This window comes from Orbaceae bacterium lpD02 (assembly GCA_036251875.1).
In the GTDB taxonomy this organism is placed as follows: Bacteria; Pseudomonadota; Gammaproteobacteria; order Enterobacterales; family Orbaceae; genus Orbus; species Orbus sturtevantii.
In genome coordinates this window covers 1,917,195-1,939,588 of sequence record CP133960.1, presented here as the reverse complement: position 1 = coordinate 1,939,588, position 22,394 = coordinate 1,917,195, and the positions used below count along the sequence as shown (strand labels likewise).

The 22,394-nt window shown below is 36.1% G+C and carries 17 protein-coding genes and 1 tRNA gene; 11 read left to right on the top strand and 7 right to left on the bottom strand.

The annotated features are described in order from the left end of the window. Positions 1–23: 23 nt before the first annotated feature. The gene (gene sltY, locus RHO12_08425) at positions 24–1,985 is read right to left on the bottom strand and encodes a murein transglycosylase (GenBank protein WVD65406.1); all 1,962 of its coding nucleotides are present in this window, start codon (positions 1,983–1,985) and stop codon (positions 24–26) included. Between the two features lie 250 nt (positions 1,986–2,235). On the opposite strand from sltY, the gene RHO12_08420 reads away from it, so the two are divergent. Beyond that, positions 2,236–2,312 (top strand) — tRNA-Met (locus RHO12_08420). Between the two features lie 110 nt (positions 2,313–2,422). Here RHO12_08420 and metF read toward each other — a convergent pair. The 3 genes from metF to RHO12_08405 form a co-directional block, all read right to left on the bottom strand. Beyond that, a complete protein-coding gene (metF, locus tag RHO12_08415) occupies positions 2,423–3,301 on the bottom strand; it encodes a methylenetetrahydrofolate reductase [NAD(P)H] (protein WVD65405.1) in 879 nt (292 codons plus the stop codon). 2 nt (positions 3,302–3,303) lie between these two features. Then, entirely contained in the window at positions 3,304–5,574 is a 2,271-nt protein-coding gene (gene metE / locus RHO12_08410; protein WVD65404.1) for a 5-methyltetrahydropteroyltriglutamate--homocysteine S-methyltransferase, read from the bottom strand. Between the two features lie 190 nt (positions 5,575–5,764). Further along, positions 5,765–6,988, bottom strand: coding sequence for an N-acetylmuramoyl-L-alanine amidase (locus RHO12_08405; protein WVD65403.1), 1,224 nt, complete (start codon positions 6,986–6,988; stop codon positions 5,765–5,767). A gap of 338 nt (positions 6,989–7,326) precedes the next feature. Between RHO12_08405 and RHO12_08400 the strand changes: the two genes are divergently transcribed. The 4 genes from RHO12_08400 (at position 7,327) to asd (ending at position 12,607) form a co-directional block, all read left to right on the top strand. Further along, complete coding sequence (locus RHO12_08400; protein ID WVD65402.1) at positions 7,327–8,481, top strand: hypothetical protein; 1,155 nt, start codon at positions 7,327–7,329, stop codon at positions 8,479–8,481. Then, positions 8,481–9,848, top strand: coding sequence for a DUF6384 family protein (locus RHO12_08395; GenBank protein WVD65401.1), 1,368 nt, complete (start codon positions 8,481–8,483; stop codon positions 9,846–9,848). Before RHO12_08400 ends, RHO12_08395 begins: the two co-directional genes overlap by 1 nt. Before the next feature lie 3 nt (positions 9,849–9,851). Beyond that, positions 9,852–11,255 carry a hypothetical protein gene (locus tag RHO12_08390; protein WVD65400.1) on the top strand — a complete coding sequence of 468 codons (1,404 nt, stop codon included), beginning with the start codon at positions 9,852–9,854 and terminating at the stop codon, positions 11,253–11,255. 248 nt (positions 11,256–11,503) lie between these two features. Beyond that, the gene (gene asd, locus RHO12_08385; GenBank protein WVD65399.1) at positions 11,504–12,607 is read left to right on the top strand and encodes an aspartate-semialdehyde dehydrogenase; all 1,104 of its coding nucleotides are present in this window, start codon (positions 11,504–11,506) and stop codon (positions 12,605–12,607) included. Between the two features lie 36 nt (positions 12,608–12,643). Here asd and RHO12_08380 read toward each other — a convergent pair whose 3' ends face one another. The 3 genes from RHO12_08380 to nagB all read right to left on the bottom strand — a co-directional run bounded on the left by RHO12_08380 (position 12,644) and on the right by nagB (position 16,018). Next, positions 12,644–13,870, bottom strand: coding sequence for an ROK family protein (locus RHO12_08380; protein ID WVD65398.1), 1,227 nt, complete (start codon positions 13,868–13,870; stop codon positions 12,644–12,646). 157 nt (positions 13,871–14,027) lie between these two features. Further along, on the bottom strand, positions 14,028–15,164 hold the full coding sequence (gene nagA / locus RHO12_08375) for an N-acetylglucosamine-6-phosphate deacetylase (protein WVD65397.1): 1,137 nt from the start codon (positions 15,162–15,164) through the stop codon (positions 14,028–14,030). 47 nt (positions 15,165–15,211) lie between these two features. Next, entirely contained in the window at positions 15,212–16,018 is an 807-nt protein-coding gene (nagB, locus tag RHO12_08370) for a glucosamine-6-phosphate deaminase (protein WVD65396.1), read from the bottom strand. 253 nt (positions 16,019–16,271) lie between these two features. Here nagB and RHO12_08365 point away from each other — a divergent pair, with 253 nt between their 5' ends. The 6 genes from RHO12_08365 to ftsX all read left to right on the top strand — a co-directional run bounded on the left by RHO12_08365 (position 16,272) and on the right by ftsX (position 22,288). Continuing rightward, the gene (locus tag RHO12_08365; protein WVD65395.1) at positions 16,272–18,005 is read left to right on the top strand and encodes a PTS transporter subunit EIIC; all 1,734 of its coding nucleotides are present in this window, start codon (positions 16,272–16,274) and stop codon (positions 18,003–18,005) included. Between the two features lie 129 nt (positions 18,006–18,134). Then, on the top strand, positions 18,135–18,701 hold the full coding sequence (locus RHO12_08360) for a pseudouridine synthase (GenBank protein WVD65394.1): 567 nt from the start codon (positions 18,135–18,137) through the stop codon (positions 18,699–18,701). Positions 18,702–18,733: 32 nt separating this feature from the next. Further along, positions 18,734–19,543, top strand: coding sequence for a shikimate 5-dehydrogenase (locus RHO12_08355; GenBank protein WVD65393.1), 810 nt, complete (start codon positions 18,734–18,736; stop codon positions 19,541–19,543). A gap of 174 nt (positions 19,544–19,717) precedes the next feature. Further along, positions 19,718–20,671: a signal recognition particle-docking protein FtsY gene (ftsY, locus tag RHO12_08350; GenBank protein ID WVD65392.1), complete on the top strand. Its 954-nt coding sequence runs from the start codon at positions 19,718–19,720 to the stop codon at positions 20,669–20,671. Then, positions 20,668–21,339 (top strand): cell division ATP-binding protein FtsE, encoded by a 672-nt coding sequence (gene ftsE / locus RHO12_08345; GenBank protein ID WVD65391.1) that lies wholly within the window; start codon positions 20,668–20,670, stop codon positions 21,337–21,339. Before ftsY ends, ftsE begins: the two co-directional genes overlap by 4 nt. Next, positions 21,326–22,288, top strand: a complete 963-nt coding sequence (gene ftsX / locus RHO12_08340; protein ID WVD65390.1) for a permease-like cell division protein FtsX — start codon at positions 21,326–21,328, stop codon at positions 22,286–22,288. Before ftsE ends, ftsX begins: the two co-directional genes overlap by 14 nt. Positions 22,289–22,394: the final 106 nt, after the last annotated feature.

Below are 22,394 nucleotides of genomic sequence, written 5' to 3'. Positions count from 1 at the left end.
TTTCAAAAACTAACTGTATTAAATTAGTATTTATATTCAACTTCATTATCATGTAAAACCATACTGGGTTGGTTATTTAACATTAGCTCATAAATGTAATCATAAACTAGTACACTTTTAACATAATTTCGCGTTTCTGTAAAAGGAATGCTTTCAATAAAGGCAATTGCATCAAGTTGACCATTACTTTCTTTTAGCCAGCGACTAACTCTATTAGGGCCTGCATTATAAGCTGCGGAGGCTAAAATTCTATTATCATCAAATAGTTGATAAACATAGTCGAGATAGTGAGTGCCTATTTTAATATTAATTTCAGGATCATACAGTTGTTCGGTAGAGTTATAAGTCAAATCTGCTATTTTTTTTGCACTATCTTTGGCGGTTCCCGGCATTAATTGCATCAAACCCCTCGCGCCAACTGGAGATTGAACAGTTGCATCTAAAGCGCTTTCTTGTCGCGCGATAGCCAGTGAATAGGAAAGCGGGATGACTTTGTTGCTTAACGATGCGTTAAATATATCTTGATAAATCACCGGAAAACGCTCAAGCCAATTATCCCAGAGCTTTCCCGCTATTGTTGCTTGTATACTATGTTCTGCCCAGCCTTTATAATAAGCGTAGCGAGCAAGTTGTGCATATTTTTTGTTAGCTGTATTTGAATACAAATAATTACGCCATTCTCTTGTCGCTTCAGGTAGCATATGCCAGAAACGTAATTCACCAATCCGCTTCATTACAGCATTATTGCTATATTTTTGTTCTAGAATTAAAGACTCCTCTGATGTAGAGGTAGCATCTTTTATCACTGCGTATTTTAGGTCATAGTGATACAGCTGCTTTAATTTCTGTGCACTGAACATTGAATAGAAACCTCTACTTTTTACCAGATTATTCAATATTTGGTTGGCTTCTTCTTCCTGCTTTTTATCCAACAGTACGATGGACTGCCAGTATTGCCATTCATCTTTTTGTTTATCTTCTTCTGGTAAGTGCGCTAACCAATAAGCCACATCTTTTATATCATTGCTTTTTAGAGCTTGACGGATTTCCCGTTCGATTTGTATTGCATTACCATCTTTGGCTATAAATTGTTTACGCCATTCAATTTGTTTGTCGGTTGCTGAGTCTTTAAAGTAGTTGCTGGCAACGGCTCTAAACATCGAATTTTCATCTTTTTTAGTTAATTTTTGTTGTGTAACTATTGTTGCTATTGACGCTTTGGCTTTGTCTGCATCAATACTTGCAAAACGAGGGAAAGATAGATTGACTACTTTTTGACTAAATGAACTTGGAGCAATATTTTTAGCAAATTCTGGTAGTGTTTTAGGATTATTGTAGAGTGCTAATAAATTTTTCTTCAGCGTTTTATAGTTATCAGGTAACTGTTCTGTTAGATGACGAGCGAGTTTGATATTATTTCTTTCTAGCACTAATTCAATTCTAAGCAGAATGATATTTGCGGTTTTTTCCCCTGCTTTACTCCACTCATTAAAAATTGGGTCACACGCGCTAGGTAAGTCATCTGCTGATAACCAAATATTTTTTATTGGCTTCAATGCTGAGGATTTTTTTCCTTGTTTAAATAGGGCATACTGATAGCGACAACGAGAAGCGGTAGAATTATCAATATTTAATGTTTTTATATCATCCCATTTTTGTTGTTTAGTAAGTTGTTCTAGGTAATTTTGTGTTAAGGTACTTGCAAAGGGGAAATCGCTATTTTGTGTAACAAACTCATTAATTTGTTGTGCCGTAGCCGTGTCAAGGTTTGCTTGGAGATATTGGTATTTAGCATAAGGATATAAAGGGTAGTCTTTTAGTGAATCAAGCAATTTTTTTTGTTCACTATTAGTTAGTGATTGGTAATATGTCTGCCAGTTATTAAAGCGCGTACGTAATTCTTCAAGCGAAGACGGAGCGGCATAAGTGTTAGTTGTAATTAAAAAGTAACTCACAATTCCTAATAATATAGCTTTTAGTTTCATCTGTGCTGCTCTCAATAACTATTACCAAAATATTGTAATATTCTAACATATCTCAAATGATCAATGATATGTATACGAATTTCAATTTAATGAAAAAAAATTGTTGGTTATGATTAATAGTTTTTTATATGACAGCATAATTATCGCCACATTTTTGTATTAAATTTCCACAAGTAGCTTCTCTTTTCACGTTCTTGAATAATAATAGTTGCAATCTTTGGCTAATACTATATTATGGGCTCCTCTTTGACGCGGGGTGGAGCAGCTTGGTAGCTCGTCGGGCTCATAACCCGAAGGTCGTTGGTTCAAATCCAGCCCCCGCAACCAAATTTTTCCTATCTCTTATCGTCAATATTAGCAACGCTGTTATTAGTTATAACTAATTGAATTTGTTTACTCTGTCGTTTCTAATCTTTTATCAGGTGATTAAGTCGCTTTTAGTGCGCGGTTTTAGGGACCGAAAATAAAGTAGCAACCGCCTCATTTATCCGTCTGGCAATTAACGAGCTATTCATCGTATATAGGTGAACACCATCAACGCCTTGTGAAACTAAATCAACTAATTGATCAATTGCATAAGCAATTCCCGCATCACGAAAGGCTTCAGGATAGTATTCATATTTTTCCATCATCTGTTTAAATTTTTTGGGCAAATTGACGCCACAAATTGAGACCATTTTTTCAATTTGTTTTTTATTTACAACAGGCATAATTCCAGCTTCAATTGGGATATCGATTCCTATATCAGCTGCTTTATCCCGAAAAACATGGAAAAATTCATTATCAAAGAAAAGCTGAGAAATGAGTTGGTCGGTGCCAGCATCAACTTTTTCTTTCAAATTAATTAAATCTTGCTTTAAAGTTGTCGCTTCGCAGTGCCCTTCAGGGTAACAGGCACCTATAATATTAAAATCACCCTGTTCCTTGATAAATGAAACTAATTCACTCGCATAGCGAAAATCTTGTTTCGGCTGCCATTCCGGAGTTATGTCTCCCCTAAGAGCCAATATATTATCGATTCCTGCAAATTTAAGTTCTTTAAGGATCGACTTAATTTCATGTTTACTAAAATGGATACAAGGTAAATGGGCAACGCTTTCAATACCATAAGTATGCTTTACCGCGTGGGCAATGCTGATAGTTGTTTCACCATTTAAACTCCCGCCAGCACCGTAAGTCACACTAATAAAATCAGGTTTTAAATTACCAAGCTCTCGAAGCGTTGCATAAATTGCTTCAAGTGGTGAGGTTTTTCTGGGTGGGAAAACCTCAAATGAAAGGACTGTTTTTTCTTTAAATAATTGATTTGTTTTCATATTTATAATTCCGAACGGATGTTTTTTGTTGCTTTCACTAAGTTAATCAAACTGGCGGTAACTTCTATCTCTCCCCTTGTTTTAAGACCACAATCTGGATTTACCCAAAGTTTTTGTTTATCAATTTTGTTGAGTAATTTTGTAATCGTTTGATTAATCTCCTCGACGGACGGGACGCGCGGTGAATGAATATCATAAACACCTGGTCCGACTTCTGTTTGGAAGTTATTTTGTTTTAAAACGTCAATAATTTCTAAATTAGAACGCGATGCTTCAAATGAAATAACATCGGCATCCATTTTATCGATCTCTTTAATAATATCGGTAAACTCGCTATAACACATATGGGTGTGAATTTGAGTTTCAGGCTTAACCTTACTATGTACTAGACGAAAAGCAGGGATCGCCCAATCTAAATATTCACTATGCCAGTCTGTTTTACGTAGTGGTAATTTTTCTTTTAACGCCGCTTCGTCTATTTGAATAATATGGATCCCTGCTGCTTCTAAGTCGAGTACTTCATCGCCAATGGCGAGGCCAATTTGAAAGGCCGATTCTTTGTAAGAGATATCTTCTCGTGGGAATGACCAATTTAAAATCGTTACTGGCCCTGTTAGCATTCCTTTTACTGGTTTACTAGAAAGGCTTTGAGCATATTGGGAATATTCGACCGTGATAGGCTTTGAGCGAGAAACATCTCCCCATATAATTGGTGGTTTTACGCAGCGAGTGCCATAAGATTGCACCCATGCTTTTTCGGTAAAAACAAAGCCATTTAAGCTTTCACCAAAATACTCTACCATATCATTACGCTCAAATTCACCATGAACTAAAACATCAAGCCCAATTTCTTCTTGTAGTTTTATGCATTGAGCAATTTTCTGCTTATTAAAAGAGGTGTATTGCGCTAAGCTAATCTCGCCTTTTTTAAATTTAGCTCTATTTAAACGCACGTCATTTGTTTGAGGGAAAGATCCAATCGTAGTGGTTGGCAGTATTGGTAAATTAAGTGTTTGTTTTTGTATTTTCTCTCGTTGATTAAATTCCGGTAAGCGGAAAAAATCTTGTTCTGATAGTGCAGCTACTTTTTGCCTTATTTTCAGGTTTGTTCCTTCGCGTTGGCGGGTAAATAACGTTTGGTTGGTTTTATAAGCTCTATGTAGCGTAGGATCTTGTTCTTTGGTTAACTGACTGAGCTCTATGAGTTCTTGTAGCTTTTCTTGAGCAAAGGTAAAATAGGCCTTTTGTGCAATAGTCAATTTTGTTTCACTTTGTAGAGTGTAAGGTACATGTAAGAGTGAGCAGGATGTATTAATAACTAGTTTATTGGTTTGGTTTTTAATTTGTGTGAGTAGCGGTAGTGTTTTAGCATAATTGTTACGCCAAATATTTTTACCATTAATGACCCCTGCAAATAAAATTTTATCATTAGGAAAACCGTATTGTTCTAGCAGGCTAAGTGATTTTTTTCCTTCAACAAAATCGATACCAATACCGTCAAATGCTAAAGCCGTTACATTTGGGTAACAATCGCGAATATCACCAAAATAGGTTTGCAATAAGATATTTACTGACCCTTTAGTTGACAATATTGCTTGATAGATTTGCTCAAAAAATTGAATATCTTGCTTGGTTAAATCGGTGGCTAAAATTGGCTCGTCGATTTGTATCCATTTCGTACCAAGCTGTGCAAACTTAGCAATAATCTCCTGATAAGCAGCAACAATTGCCGTTTGATAGTTTTGATAGGTCTGGCCCGTTGGTAATTTAGCTAATTTTAAAAATGTCAATGGTCCAATAATGACGGGTTTGGTTTCTATGCCTAGAGCTTTAGCTTCTTGATACTCATCAAATGGTTTTGTACCAACGAGTTTTATTTCAGTTGTTGCTTCAAATTCAGGTACTAAATAGTGATAATTAGTGTTAAACCATTTTTTCATTGCCAGTGCATGCACATCACCTTTAGGGCCTTGGTAGCCACGAGCCATCGCAAAATATTGATCAAGTTCAGATAAAGCAAGTTGCTGATAGCGTTTAGGGATAATATTGAGTAGGTTTGCAGTATCAAGTACGGCATCATAAAAGGAAAAATCATTAGAGGAAATATAAGCTATTTTATTCTCCGCTTGTTGTTGCCAATGCTCTGCCCGTAGTGTTTTTGCTAAGCCTAATAATTCGGTTTGGTTTTTATCACCTTTAAAATAAGATTCGATTACAAATTTTAGTTCACGAAGCTTACCAACTCGTGGATAGCCAATAACAGATGTAGTCATTTTTATTTCCTCAATTAATTGGTCAAATTTTACCTTTTCTTGAAGATAACAAAAATTTTTGTTATTGAATAATTCTATTTTTTTATTATTTTATATAGTTTTTTTCTATACCTAAGTAGTACTGAAACTAATTTTATTATTAAATTTAATCAATTGGTGTGTTATTACTTGCGATGCATGTTGTTATATATTAGTTTTTACGCAGCTTGATATAATTTTTAATACCATCAAGCATTGCTTTAGCGATCTGGTTTTGAAAGCTAGCGGTTTTTAGCTTTTTTTCTTCACTCAGATTACTAATAAAGGCAGTTTCAACCAACACAGAGGGAATATCGGGCGCTTTTAACACGGCAAAGCCTGCTGTTTCGACTTGGGCTTTGTGCAATGTATTAACTCGTTTCATTGTATTTAAAATTGCGTTACCAAGAATTAAGCTATTGCTGGTAGTTGTTGTTTGTACTAAGTCTAAAAGAGTATGGTCAAGGTAACGGTCACCACTACGGCTAACTCCACCAATTTCATCTGCCTCATTTTGAGTTTGTGCTAAATAATTTGCAGCGGTGCTACTCGCCCCCTTGGTTGATAAGGCAAACGCAGATGACCCTTTAGCTGAGCGCTGAGTAAATGCATCGGCATGGATTGAAATAAATAGATCAGCATGAAAAGATCGTGCTTTTTCTACTCGGACACGTAATGGTAAAAAAATATCTTCATTACGCGTGAGATGAACGACCATTCCGCTTTCTTTGCGGATCAAATCGCGTAAACGGCGTGCTATTTGTAAAACGATATCCTTTTCCCGTGTTTTATAATAACCAATTGCACCGGGATCTTCTCCTCCGTGACCAGGATCAAGCACTATAATAACGTTATCGTTAATTTTTTTTGTTGGTTGCTTAATTGGAGGGGGATCATCGAGCCCACTTTTATTAAATTCCTGCAACAATGCCAGTAAGGGATCGTCATCGACGGTATTTTTTTGTGCAGGATAGAGATCAATAACTAACCGGTTACGAAATTCTGCTATCGGTTTTAAGGTAAAAAGATTAGGGTTTACATCTTGTTTTAGTTCGACGACAAGCCTTACTCTCTTGCTATCAAATTGTCCTACTCTTAATCGTTTAATATAAGGATCTCCAGGCTGAATTAGCGAGGATATATTACGAAACGTACTATTAAGATTTAAGTCATCAATATCGATTACTAGCCGACTTGGGTTGGCAAGGTAAAACTGCTTATAAGATAACGAAACATTTGATTCGAGTGTAATGCGGGTATAAGTCGATGAAGGCCAAACTCGGACTGCTACAATTTGGGCAGTAGCAGCAAACCCCACTCGTGCAACAGACAATAAGCAAGCGGCGGCTATTCCTTTTATCAGTAATCGTCTGTTTGAATCAAATGGTGCTGGCATAATAAATTAAGCAGTAATTAAAATGTTATCTTAAGGTCAAGAATGATAGCATAAAATAATAGTATATTTATAGCGCACTTATAGTGTTATGGTCATAAAAAGCTGTATTTTACACTATAATTAAAAAATACCGCAAAAAAATAACGTATTTTTTAAAATTACGATTAATCATAAGTCGTTTTATGTTTACGTTATATTATCGTATTTTAACTTTCCCTTTATTTATTTTGAATAACCGAGCGTTTGGTACTTGGTTTGTAAGTTGTATTTGAAAGGTAAAGTCTCTATAATCAAGTTTTATATGCTATTGTTTACTAAACATTAAAAGGATTAAAAGAATGTCTACTGTTGTTTCAATTTCTTACATTGATAGAGCTGTGCAATTACTTAATAAAATTGGTATTGCTATTAAGCCACAAGCGGATGCTCCAATTTTAAAATTACTAGATGAAGTCGCGGAAATTGATAATGAGCGAATCGTTGCTATTGCTCGAACATTACAACAACAGAGTGCATTTAATGAAGTTGTAAGAGAACAGATAAATAGTATGGAAGTGTCCCAACGCTATACTAAAATTGTAGCAAGTTTTGATAGTATTCGTACTGATATGAGTCACATGGTTGAATGGCTAGATGACGGTAAATTAGATTTTTTTGAAAAGCTCAAAATGGGCTGGATGACTTTAGTTCGTGGTTCTATCCCCGATCGTTTTAGTCTTATTAAAAAGACATTTTTAGATGTTTCTAAAGAAACGGGTAATCAGGTTGAGCGTGAACGTATCATTTTAAATGCTTATCAAGACTTTCGCTTCGGTTTAAAACAAGCACAAATTGCCGCAGAAGAAGTGGTTAAAGTTGCAGCGTTACGCTTAGATGAGCGTAAAGCCGAACTTGCTACAGCAATGGCCGCTGTTGAAGGTTTTGAGTCTGAAGACCAAATTGAGCGTGCTCGATTAGAACTATTACGAGACGTGGCACTAAGAGAAGTTCAAAAAGAAGATGGCCGTTATCAGATAGTGTTAGATTTATCTAATAATCTAATTGTTTCTTATAATTCAGCAGAAGCCGTGTTTGCAAGGCTACAGCAAACAACATCTGTCAAAGAGCGAGTTTACCAGCAAAGCGTTAGTTTTTTCTCAACCAATGAAATCGTATTTACAGCACTAAGTGCTTCAATTACCTCTTTGACCGGTTTAAATGAAAGTACAAAGACATTAGAAGCAATGAAAGATGGTATTAATAAAGGTCTAGAGAGTATTGCAAACTCAGGAAATAAACAGCTTGAAGCGGGGCTTCGTGCTGGTTATGGCTCAACGATTAAAGCTGACTCTTTACGTACTTTAATGGAAGCGATTATTAATTATCAAGAGTCTAGCCATCGACTCATAGCCGAATTAAGAAATGAGTCTATCAGCAATGCCCAAGAAATAGATCGTGTTGTTGAAGATGGGAAACGGCGTTTTAACAATATTATTTTGAAGGCTAGTGCTTAGTGCAAGAGATTAAACTTAGCGATCAATTGGGGGCAATGGCGATTATTGATGAGCTATACCAAAAACAGCAATTACTACTTGAGCACCTTGATCGTGATAAGTTGCGTCATAATTTGGCGGAAAAAATAATAGATTATTATCAAACTAAAGGATTCGTCGTCGATAATAAAATTATCGATGATGGTATTAACCTTTGGTTTGATAACCGCTTACGGTTTAATGCTCCCAAGCGTTCTAAACTTCAAAATATACTCATTTTTTGTTATGTAATAAGGAATTCTTGGCTGCCCGTTATCGGATTCTTGTTGTTTGTGTTGCTAATGGTTGATTTTGTTTCATTTACAAATATGACGCAACTCGAAAAAAATATAAATTTAGCCTATAATAATATCCTCACATCTAAGCAATCGTTAGTTGATCTGAATTATGAATTAAAATCACTTAATGAGCAGGATATTATGTATGCGCAAACTTCGGTAAAAAAACTTAGAATATCAATTAGTGAGCTTCTTAATCAAGAAATAGTACCACCAATAATTAAACCTATAATCGAAGATTCTTTAACAGCAGGTGAAGTAGAAAAAATCTTTAACGAATTAAAAAAAATAGACTTTTTTGCCAAAGATAAATTATCAGCAATAGCCTCACAGATTTCCCAATTGCGTGCGTTAACTGAAAATGATCATAAGCTAGTGCAATTAATTAATAATCCAAAATTTATACAGGCGAGTAAACATTATCCTATTTTACAAATTGCTGTTGATTCTGCTATTGATGAATTAAATCGTGGCGTAGTGGGCACTGATTTCAATTATATTGAAAGGCTTTATGATTCAGTTGATAAAGTGAAAATGCTAGAAGGTAAAATGCAAGCGGATATGGCACAACTAAAATCGCTTAATGTGCCACCCGCTGATCTAATGCAGTTAACAGCATTGCAAACAGCACTGAAAACCGACTTAAAAGCGCTTCGCTTTGATAATGTCGATGACTATAATAATATGATTGCTTACTATATTAAGCTTGCGCAAACACCATTGGTATTAACGATTGTCGATGAAGTAGGTTACAAATCAGGGGTAGAGCGCACCTATAATAGTAATGGTAAGTCTTGGTTCTTAATCGTAAGGCCGATGAGCTTATTTGGGCATTCAGAGTCATTGTGGGTAAAAAGTATCGAGACAGGCAAGACAAAACGAGTTGATATGTTTGGCCAACAAGTTAGTCGAGATCTTTTTGATCAAGTCAAAGCCGATAAAGTACAAGATGGCCATATTGATAACGTACAACTTTGTAATAAGCCTATTGGTCGTTTAGAATTTGACTGCCCTATTTCAGTTAAAGCTGGCAGAATTTTGGAGTGGTAGTGCATGCAGGCGAGAATAGTTGAGAGTATAATTAGTAAGAGAATTGATGAGTTTAAGGACTTTTTAAACTCTGCGAATCAGCAGCTTGAAGATACACATCAACAGATATTAAATTTAAAGCGAGAACAAGTAACAATATATCAAAAAATAGCGGCGATATTTTTATTAGAGCCACCAGAAAATGATAATCAGCAAATACAAATGCTGATTACGCAGCTGCATGAATTATTTGCTCAATTAAAAAACAGTTTCCGAGAGTTTGAACAGCTAACACTTGAATATCAAGGTAAGCTTTCTAATACACTTTCAAAAATAGATAAATTAACTGTAGAAAAGGCCATGCTCTTAGAAAGTGACTCCGACTATCTATCGCTATTTGAACGATTTAAAGAGGCTGAAGAAAGTCTGGAAAAAGAAGCACTAGCATTTAATGAATCGCAAAGAGAATTTTCACAAAAACTCGCTCAGTATCATCAAAATCGCTGTTATCATTACCTAATAAAAAGAGGGTTTGGTGAGAAGTTTTATCGTGGCTTTTGGATTTTTCGTAACTTAGATGCATGGGTCGCGAGGTATATCAACTTTGCAGAAAATTATAAAAATCAAAAAATACTCGAGTCATTACTTAAAGAATCACAATATCGCTATGATAATAAGAAAGAATTGTATCAATTAATTTTTCAACAAAAAGAGCAGAAAGAGCAAGAAATAGAAAATAAGTTAAAATTGCCACAACTGAGCATAGAACGCATACAAGTAGAACAAATTTTAGCAAGCTATCAGAAAAAGAAAGAAAAAGCCTACCAAGATTTGAATAATACTGAACGAGGTCAAGGAAACCAATTCCATAAAATTGCCAATCAATTGGCCGATATTATGCAACAGCAGTCAATCAGCACACTTGAACGCTTAACGTTACAAACTAAGTCGATAGAAGATGATATTTTGTTACAAACGTTATCTACGCTACAAAAACAAATACATCAATTGGAAATGCAGCTTTCAAAACTAAAACAGAATAGTGAAGCGCTTGAGCAAACTTATAATCGTTTTAATCAAGTATTTTTTATCTTTAAAAAAAATAATATTCCTAGCGATTTTTATGAATACGATATTTCATCATCTAATCTAAACGGACTATTAGATAAATTACTCGACGAAGCAGTTTTTCCTGAGACGATAGTTCATGCCATTATTGCAAATCGTATACACATAAATAGAAATCACTCATCAAGTAGTGGATGGTCGGTTGGATGGGGAAGTAGTTCTACGACACCACGTTCTTCTCATCGTCGTCCATCGAGTAGTGGCTTTTCATCAGGTTCGTCTAGCTCGTCAAGAGGTAGTGGATTTTCTTCTACCTCATCAAGTGGTGGTGGTGGATTTAAGACCACCGATAGCTTTTAAATCACAATTAAATTGCGCGCTCATTAGTTGTCGGTATGATCAAGCTTATAGGTCGTACCGGCTTTTAAATTCCCATTATGCTTATATCAAAAACACATAATTCCCTTTTATAATAAGCCCTGCTTCTAAAATAATTTATTATCCTGCTTGTTTTATACTGATATTTTGCTTTAATAGCTAGACATAAATTGTTTGGGGTAGTTTGCCCATTTAAAATAACATTCAGTTTAACTTATGGATAATTGATTATGAAAAATGTTGGTTTTATTGGTTGGCGAGGCATGGTTGGTTCCGTTTTGATGCAGCGTATGATAGAGGAGCATGATTTTGATGGTATTAATGCTATTTTATTTTCAACTTCCCAAGCTGGTCAAGATGCACCTTCTTTTACGGGTAAAACCAGTGTTTTACATAATGCTTATGATATTGATGCACTTAAAGCATTAGATGTTGTTGTTACTTGCCAAGGCGGTGACTATACCTCTGATATTTATCCTAAATTACGTGCTTCAGGTTGGCAAGGCTATTGGATTGATGCGGCCTCAACTCTGCGCATGGAAGATGAGGCGATTATTATTCTTGATCCAGTTAATTGCGCTAATATTGATAGTGCTTTAAATCGAGGCATAAAAACATTTGTTGGCGGTAACTGCACTGTTAGTTTAATGCTTATGTCGCTCGGTGGGTTGTTCGCTGCCGATTTAGTTGATTGGGTTTCGGTATCCACTTATCAAGCGGCCTCCGGTGGCGGAGCACGGCATATGCGTGAGCTTTTAACGCAAATGGGCATGTTACATGCCGATATCGCAAAAGAGTTATCTGACCCTCATTCTTCGATTTTAGATATTGAGCAGAAAGTGACAGCGAAAATGCGTGATGGTTCACTGCCAACGGATAATTTTGGCGTGCCATTGGCAGGTAGCTTGATTCCATGGATTGATAAACAATTAGATAATGGCCAAAGCCGAGAAGAATGGAAAGGGCAGGCAGAAACGAATAAAATTTTAGCTAGCTCAAGCATTATTCCTGTTGATGGTTTATGTGTTCGTGTCGGCGCGCTGCGTTGTCATAGTCAGTCATTTACGATTAAACTTAAGCAAGATATTGGCATACCTGATATTGAACAATTATTATCTGCACATAATGATTGGGTAAAAGTAATTCCTAATGAGCGAGAATTATCGATGAAAGAACTAACACCCGTTGCCGTAACAGGAACCTTATCTACACCAGTCGGGCGTTTACGTAAACTCAATATGGGGAAAGACTTTTTATCTGCATTTACGGTTGGTGATCAACTGCTATGGGGCGCAGCAGAACCGTTACGTAGAATGTTAAGAATTTTACGTTAACACTTATAACTTACGGCTGATAGCCGTGAGTTAACTTTACTGGTCCTTCTCAAGGATCGTCATTAATAGTGAACCGTTAAATAGAGCCTGTTGAACTAAGGCGAATGCCCCGATAGCAGAATAATCATTTAACGTAGAACAACTGATCGATAAATTTTCGCGTAGCTGCTGTAGGCTTTGTGAATAAAGCACACTATTGACTGCATTAAGTAATATTTCCGGTGATTTAGTTATTTCGCCAGCTAAGACAATGCGTTGTGGATTAAAAATATTAACCATAATCGCAACCGCTTTACCTAAGTTTTCGCCGGCATTTTGGATTAATTTGCCGGCTAATTCATCACCTTGGTTTGCTAATTGACAAATTTTCACGATATCGCATTTATTCTCTGTCAATTTACTCGGATACCCTTGTGCAATTAATAATTTAGCTCTATTTTCTATTGCAGTATTAGCTACTTGATTTTCAAGGCAGCCAAAATTGCCACAATGGCAACGCTGGCCTAATGGATTAACTTGAATATGGCCTACTTCGCAAGCGCTTTGATTATGGTTCATCAATAATTGCTGGTTAATAATTACACCAGAGCCAACACCGCGATGAACGCGAATTAAAATTGAATCTTGTATATTTTGTGTTGAGCCAAAATAGCTTTCAGCTAACGCTAAGCTTTGCACATCGTTACCAACGAAAACTGAAATATGAAATTTTTGCTGCAAAATTTCAGCAAGTGGCCAGTTATTGACAGTAATATGAGGTGTGTAGCGAACAATACCATTAACTGAGTCAATAACCCCTGGCATTACAACCGAAAGCGCAATTAAATTTTTAATTTTTTTGCTGTGGTCATTACAGAATAGTTCAATTAAATTGATTAAATAATGTTGAGCGAGCCGTTGAGTGAAATCAGTAAGCGGATAGCGTTTAAACACAAGGCTATTACCGCCAAGATCATAAAGTTCAATGGTAACGTGGGCTCGACTCAGTTGGATTGCAATAGATTGGTAATTTTCGAACTTAGCTTCAATCGAAACAGCTGGTCGACCACCAGTAGATTGTTGGATATCGACTTCTTTAATAAGTTTTTTTTGCAATAGTTGGCGGGTGATCTTTGTAATACTTGCTGGCGCTAATTGGCTTGTTTCTGCTAACTGTATTCGTGAAATAGGGCTTTGCTGAATAATTAATCGATAAATCATGGCATAATTGAGTTGTTTTACTAACTCTGCATTACCGACTAAATTTAAATAGTTCAATGCCATCGACCATCATTACCTTAGTTTATTTATTCTATGAGAAGAATTATATACTCAATTGGTAGTAAGTTGCACACTTTGTTGTAATTAAATACGAGTTATATCATTGCTTTTATCTATACTACACAATTAACAATGATATAACATGCTTCATGTTGGTGATTTATAATTTACCGTTAACAATCGTTTTTTGTATAACGAAATTATGATCAAAGGCAACTAAATTAGCAACTTTACCTGCTGTAATTGTCCCGAGCATATGATCAACGCCAATTGCTTTCGCTGGATATAATGCCGCCATTCTCAGTGCTTCTTCTAAAGCAAAGCCGGCATGGTTAACGCTATTTTTAACGGCTTCTATCATTGTTAGACCTGAACCACCTAGCGTTCCATTGGCATCAGTACACTTACCATCTTTGTAATAAACTGTTTTACCACCAAAAGTACATTGTTCAATATTCGTACCAACAGGTAGTATGGCATCAGTAATTAAGATTAATTTGTCGCGTTTAATTTTTTGAGAATTGCGAATATTTGCCCAGTCAACATGTAGCCCATCTGCGATAATTCCGCAATAAACTTCTGACTCATCATAAATCGCACCCACCACGCCAGGCATGCGTCCGGTCATTGCCGGCATAGCATTAAAAAGATGTGTTCCCATCCTAATTCCTGCATTAAACCCTGCTCTGGTCTCTTCATAAGTTGCATTAGAATGCCCTGCAGAAACTCGAATCCCAGCTCTCGTTAATTGCTGAATAAAGCTTATCTCTACTTTTTCTGGCGCTAACGTTATGATTTTAATTACATCGGCGTTTTCGCACAAAAAATCAATCATGGCTTGATCGGGTTTACGAATGTAATTAATATTGTGAATGCCTTTTTTTTCTGGATTGATGTATGGGCCTTCTAAGTGAAGACCTAAGGCTTGGTTGCTATGGCTTTTTAAATACTCGCGCATTACTTCAACCGCTTTACGCATAAACTCATCATTGGAGGTGATCAAGGTTGGTAGATAACTTGAGCAGCCTGAGAGTAAATTAGTTTGCTGCATAATGTCTAGCGTTTCGATACTGAGTGCGTCGATTTCTTCATTAAATTGAACCCCCCCACAACCATTGAGCTGAATATCAATAAATCCAGGTGCTAATATTGCACCTTGTAAATTTTCAATCGTAATATTATGCGGAATGTTGTCATTATGGCAAATCATTGAAATTCTATTATCATCGATGATGACCGCATGATCATAAAGTACTTCCATCCCAGTGTAGATTCGGCAATTTGTTAATGCATACATAAAATTTACTCTTATTTAAAAAATCAATGTGTTTATACAAAATAATATTAAAGTATATCTACTTTTAAATTATCAATTTCAAGTTGCTTAAAGTATTTTAATGTTTTTACTTTTAATTCATTGGTACTTGGATCATCACAAACAATAATTGCTTTTTGGTGAGTTTGCAAAATACTTACTGTCCACATATGGTTAACTGAACCCTCAATAGCGGCTTGCAATGCGAGCGCTTTATTGTGGCCAAATACCAATAATAATACTTTTTCTGCATCCATCAGTGTACCGACACCTATTGTTAAAGCATATTTAGGCACTTGATTTATATCATTATCAAAAAAGCGGGAATTAGCAATCCGGGTATCTTCTGTTAATGTTTTGATTCGAGTGCGTGAACACAATGATGAGCTTGGTTCATTAAATGCGATATGACCATCTTGACCCACGCCACCAACAAAAAGGTTTACTTTTCCATATGATTTCATTTTTTCTTCATACTGCTGGCACTCTTTATCTACATCGCTTGCATTACCATTTAAGATATGAATATTGTTAGGGTTAATATCGACATGATTGAAAAAATTTTCATACATAAACGTGTGATAGCTCTGAGGATGATCTTCGGGGATCCCTACGTATTCGTCCATATTGAACGTTACTACATTTTTAAAGCTAACCCTACCAGCTTTAAAGTGTTTAATTAATTGTTTATACATCAATAGCGGTGAGCTTCCCGTTGGTAACCCTAACACGAAAGGTTTATCCGCTGTTGGGTTAAATCTATTAATTTGCTCTACAATATAATTAGCTGCCCAGGCTCCGCCTTGCTGTGCATTTTGTAATGGAATTAATCTCATATCATTGCTCCGTTTTAATTTTATTTAATTTGAATCAACAGTTATATTTACTGTAACTAATATTTTTTATTTTTACAAAAGTTTTTTTACTAAAAAAAATAAATAAGCATGAATTGTTTATAATATCATCATATTCACTACAATAATTAGTGATTTACATCACAAAATAGCATAATTAATTTGCGGAGAAAAATATTATCGTGTCAAATATAGGCTGGACACTACATGTTTTGTTATTATTTATGGAGCCCTTATGGGAATATTAGCTTATTTACAGCGCCTCGGTAAATCCTTGATGCTACCTATTGCAACATTACCTATCGCAGCAATTTTATTGCGCTTAGGTCAGCCTGACGTATTGAATATACCGTTTATTTCTGTTGCGGGCGGTAGTATATTTGACAACTTACCTTTATTATTTGCTTTAGGGATTGCTGTTGGTTTATCTAAAGATGGTGCTGGCGCTGCAGCTTTAGCCGGGGCTGTTGGGTATTTTATCTTAACGAAAGGAACCGAGGTATTAGGTAACTATACTGATGTCACCTATGTATTGAAGGATAATTTAGAACAAGCATACAGTTTTATTGTTAAAGACGGCGGTGTTATTGCCAAACTGCACCAATTAATACCAGGGGTTTCGCCTGCTTTAGATAAAAATGGCAATGAAATTGCTAACTCTCTAGTCGTTGTGGTGAGTGATGTCAAATTGAACCTATCGTTTTTTGGTGGTGTTATAGCTGGTATTGTTGCCGGGCATTCTTATAATCTTTTCCATAATATTAAATTACCCGATTATCTTGCATTTTTTGGTGGAAAACGCTTTGTACCCATAATGACCGGTCTGATTTGTTTAATATTAGCCTTTATTTGCGGCGAAATTTGGCCTTATGTACAAAATGGAATTAATAGTTTCAGCTTATTTGTATCAAGTAGCGGCGCTATCGGCGAGTTTACTTATGGCGTTATGAATCGAGCGTTAATTCCATTTGGTTTACACTATATTTTGCACTCAGTTTTTTGGTTTGGTTTCTTGGGCGAATGCACGAAAGTGACATATGAAGTGATTGCCGTCGGTGGTTTAGAAGCAACTCAGCACTTTATTTGTTTAAGTCCTGATGTTGTAAAAGATCTTGCTCTGGGCGGAAGTGTAGTTGATGTGCATAATAACCCCATTGTGGGAAGTGTTATCACCGAAATTGCGCCTTCGATTATCCGAGGTGATTTAAACCGATTCTTTGCTGGCGATCCAACCGCTGGTGTTTATATGGCTTGGGCATACCCTATCTTTATGTTTGGATTACCTGGCGCGGCATTAGCAATGTATTTTGCTGCACCAAAAGCTAATCGTAGCCGAATTGGGGGTTTGCTAGTCTCTGTCGCGTTTACCGCATTTTTGACTGGTATCACCGAGCCTATCGAATTTACTTTCCTCTTTTTGGCGCCATTACTATATGTTATACATGCTATTTTGGCCGGTATTTCCATGATAGTTGTTAACTCTTTAGGCATATTGCATGGTTTTGGTTTTTCAGCTGGTTTAATTGATTATATCTTAAATTGGGGACTTGCGACCAAGCCAGGTCTATTAATCCCTATCGGTCTTGTTTTTGGGGCTCTCTACTTTATTATTTTCTACTTTAGTATCAAAATTTTTAATATTAAAACGCCGGGTCGAGAGGATGATTTTAACTATAATCAAGATGTCACTCAGACTAACGCCGAAGAAGTTAATAATGATAAAGAAGATGATTTAGAGCAAATAGCGCTTAAATATTTAGAAGCCTCTGGTGGCAAAGATAATATTACCAATGTAGAGGCTTGTATTACTAGATTACGCCTAACGGTAAAAGACTCTTCATTAGTCGATACCGAAAAATCGAAAATTCTTGGCGCTAAAGGTGTCGTGAAGTTAGGCAAAACAGGCGCTCAAATCATTATTGGTCCGCAAGCAGAAAAAATTGCAGATACAATGAGAAAATTAATGTAGTTTGATTTTTTGTATCAGCTTTTGCCGAGCGAAATGCTCGGCTTTTTTTATCTATTCTTTTTTATCACACGAATATTGATAAATTTTGTGTATAATCTTACTTAGTAAATAACATAAGATATTCATATCATGGCGACGTCACTTATTGCATTTAATAAACCGTATGGGGTTATTTGTCAGTTTTCTCAGCACGATACATACCCAAGTCTAAAACAATATATTGAGTTACCTGAATTTTATCCTGCTGGTCGACTAGATACGGATAGTGAAGGATTATTGTTGTTAACTAATGATGGTAAATTACAAACAAAAATTGCGTCACCGAAATTTAAACTACCCAAAACGTATTGGGCTCAAGTAGACGGATTAGTTACGCCTAATGCGATTAACCAATTGCAAAAAGGCGTTCGATTGAAAGAATTTATATCTCAACCAGCAAAAGTTAACATAATTGAAACGCCAACTTCTCTTTGGCAACGAGAGCCACCAATTCGCGAACGTAAAGCAATCCCTACATCATGGTTAAGTATCACGATAACAGAAGGAAAAAATCGCCAAGTTAGGCGTATGTGTGCCGCTGTTGGGTTTCCCTGCTTGAGGCTTGTACGAGTGCAGATTGGCGAATTTAATTTATTTGAACATTCACTTACTTTAGGAAAATGGCAAGCGCTAACACAAACAGAGCTATTTAACTAAATAAACTAGCATCAATACTGAGGAGAAGATAGATGATTAATAAAGATACCAAACTTTGTATGTCTTTGTCTGCAAGACCAGGTAATTTTGGTACAAAATTTCACAATAGCTTGTATCAACAGCTAGGACTTAATTATATTTATAAGGCTTTTTCTACTCAAAATATTGAAGATGCAATAAAGGGTATTCGGGCATTAAGTATTCGAGGTTGCGCGATTTCGATGCCATTTAAAGAAGCGTGCATTCCCTTTTTAGATAAATTGACTGATTCGGTTTTAGCCATTGATTCGGTCAATACGATTGTCAATGATAATAACTATTTAACTGCTTATAATACTGATTATATTGCGATTCGCAAATTAATTACTCAATATGCGCTAAAACAAGAGCAATCAGTTATTATTCACGGTACTGGTGGCATGGCCAAGGCCGTTATTGCTGCATTTTATGATGCTGGTTTTAGGAATGTGACTATTCTTGCGCGTAATGGCGTTTCAGCGCAAAAGCTAGCAGATAAGTATGGCTTTTTAGCGTTAACGACACCAAAAAGTCATTATGATATTTTAGTTAATGCAACACCTATCGGTATGGCAGGTAGCTCTGACTCAGATAAGTTATCATTTTCTGCGGATCTAGTTAAACATGCTACTGTTGTCTTTGACGTAGTTGCCATGCCAGTTAATACACCATTGATTAACGAGGCATTGAAACACAAGCAGATAACTATTTCAGGGCGTGAAGTGATGATTTTACAGGCAGTTGAGCAATTTATTCTTTATACTGGAAAAGTCCCAACTGATGAGCAAATTCAATTAGCATCAAGAATTGCTAATGAATCATAAGCGATGGTAAATGTCTTAACGTAAATGATAAGGCGCTGAGTCAGTTTTGATTGGGCTAAACTGTCTATTAAAGGACTAAGTGTATATAATGTAGTTTGTTATAAGCTGATTTTTAGTCAATAATAGACAGCAAATTTTAATAAGTAATAAGATATTATCGGAGTTATTGTTCAAATGACAGAACAACAAAAAGTGGGCTTTTTTGCTCGCTTAAAAAATGGATTATTTAAAACCAAGCAAAATATTGGTTCTGGTTTTGTATCTTTGTTTAAAGGTAGAAAAATTGATAGCGATCTTTTTGAAGAGCTAGAAGAGCAACTGTTAATTGCTGATGTTGGTGTTGATACGACACAGAAAATGATTCATTCGCTCACTGAGCATGCTTCGCGGAAACAGCTTAAAGATGCCGACGCTTTACATGGTTTGCTTAAGGCAGAAATGGAAAATATTTTGACTAAAGTCGACGAACCATTAGATCTTAATAAGCACACGCCTTTTGTTATTTTAATGGTTGGTGTCAACGGCGTAGGTAAGACGACGACGATAGGTAAATTAGCCAAGCAGTTTCAACAGGAAGGCAAGTCGGTCATGCTTGCTGCGGGAGATACGTTTAGAGCCGCAGCAGTTGAGCAGTTGCAAGTCTGGGGTGAGCGTAATAATATTCCTGTCATCGCCCAACATACTAATGCGGATTCTGCTTCCGTAATATTTGATGCCTTACAAGCGGCGAAGTCAAGAAAAATAGATGTATTAATTGCCGATACCGCAGGGCGATTACAAAATAAATCTCATTTAATGGATGAGCTAAAGAAAATAGTTCGTGTTCTGAAAAAACAAGATGATAATGCCCCTCATGAAATTATGTTAACGATTGATGCAAGCACAGGTCAAAATGCAATTAGTCAAGCGAAGATATTTAATGACGTGGTTGGATTAACAGGGATAACACTAACGAAGTTAGACGGTACAGCAAAAGGTGGTGTTATTTTTAGTATAGCAGATCAATTGGGTATTCCTATTCGTTATATTGGTGTTGGGGAAAAAATCGACGATTTAAGGCCTTTTATTGCCAGTGATTTTATTGATGCTCTTTTTGATGATGATAAAGGTGACAGTGAAAATCCATGATTCGATTTGACCGAGTGAGTAAAGTATATTCTGGCGGCAAGCCTGCTTTACAGAATATTAATTTTTCTCTTGCTGATGGCGAAATGGCTTTCCTAACGGGTCATTCTGGCGCGGGGAAAAGCACTTTACTACGTTTAATCTGCGGACTGGATCGTGCTAATGATGGACGGGTGCTGCTAAACGGCCATGATGTCAATCAGTTAAGAAAACAAGATATTCCATTTTTACGCCGTAAAATCGGTATGATTTTTCAAGATCATCAATTGCTGATGGATCATTCAGTATATGATAATGTTGCTATTCCTCTTATTATTTTAGGTAAACCGATAGAAGAGATCCGTCGTCGAGTTTCGGCGGCGTTAGATAAAGTTGGGCTAATTGATAAAATGAAATTTTATCCTATTCAATTATCTGGTGGAGAGCAGCAGCGGGTGGGTATAGCCAGAGCGATTGTTAATAAGCCAAGAATATTACTTGCCGATGAACCGACAGGTAATTTAGATGATAAACTATCAAAAGATGTCTTAAAATTATTTGAGGAATTTAATCAAAGTGGTGTAACCGTGTTAATGGCCACGCATAACATGGGATTAATTAGGCGCAAACATCATCGAGTTTTGAACTTAAGTCAAGGACGCTTGATTGGAGATAGTCATGTTAGCGCGTAGGAATAAAAATCAGCAAACAGACGATAATATTTTTTTTTCTCGCTGGAAAAGGCAAATTCAATATGCATGGCAAAATGTTTTTAATGATTTTCGTCAGCATATTCTAGCCTCATTATTGACTATTATTGTTATCGCTATTTCAATCACTTTACCAACGATTAGTTATTTACTATGGAAAAATGCTAACCAAGCAGCGCATCAATGGTACCCAACGCCAAATTTAACCGTATATATAGATAAATCGTTAACAGCGGAGCAAACGAATGAGCTATTGGCTAAAATAAAGTTATATTCTGAGGTCGAAAATATTAGTTATCTTTCTCGTGATGAAGCATTAGATGAGTTTAAACTTTGGTCGGGATTTAATGATGCTATTGATTTACTTGATGAAAATCCGTTGCCCGCTGTTGCAATAGTCATCCCGAAAGAGGATGCTAAACAAACTAGCGTATTGCATGCTGTTCAGGCACAAATTATTGAACTAAACGGCGTTGAGGATGTTCGGCTAGATGATAGTTGGTTTACCCGCTTAACCGCCCTAACTGACATGGTCAAAACCATTGTTTGGACTATTTCGATACTGATGATGATTGCTGTTTCTTTAGTGATTGGTAATAGCATTCGATTGGCTATTTTTGCTAGGCGCCAAACTATTGTGGTTATGCAGCTTATTGGCGCTACAGAGGGGTTTATTTTACGTCCATTTTTATATAGTGGAATATTTAATGGTTTTGTCAGTGGTGTCATCGCATTAATTCTATCGGAAATATTTATCTTTCAAATTGATGCGATCATCTTGAATGTTTCGTCTATTTTTGGAACAATATTTAAAATAGAAGGTTTGAACTGGGATGAAGCATTATTTATTGCGCTTATTTCAACAATAATCGGCTGGCTGTCTGCACTGGTTGCAACGAAAAAGTATTTAAACATGGCTCATATTGGTTAACGGGTGGTTTTATTATTAGAACGGTTGACTAAATATTTATTTATTGATAAAAATGTGAACTGAATCACATTTTCATGGTCTAATTAAGAACTATCAGTAATATTAA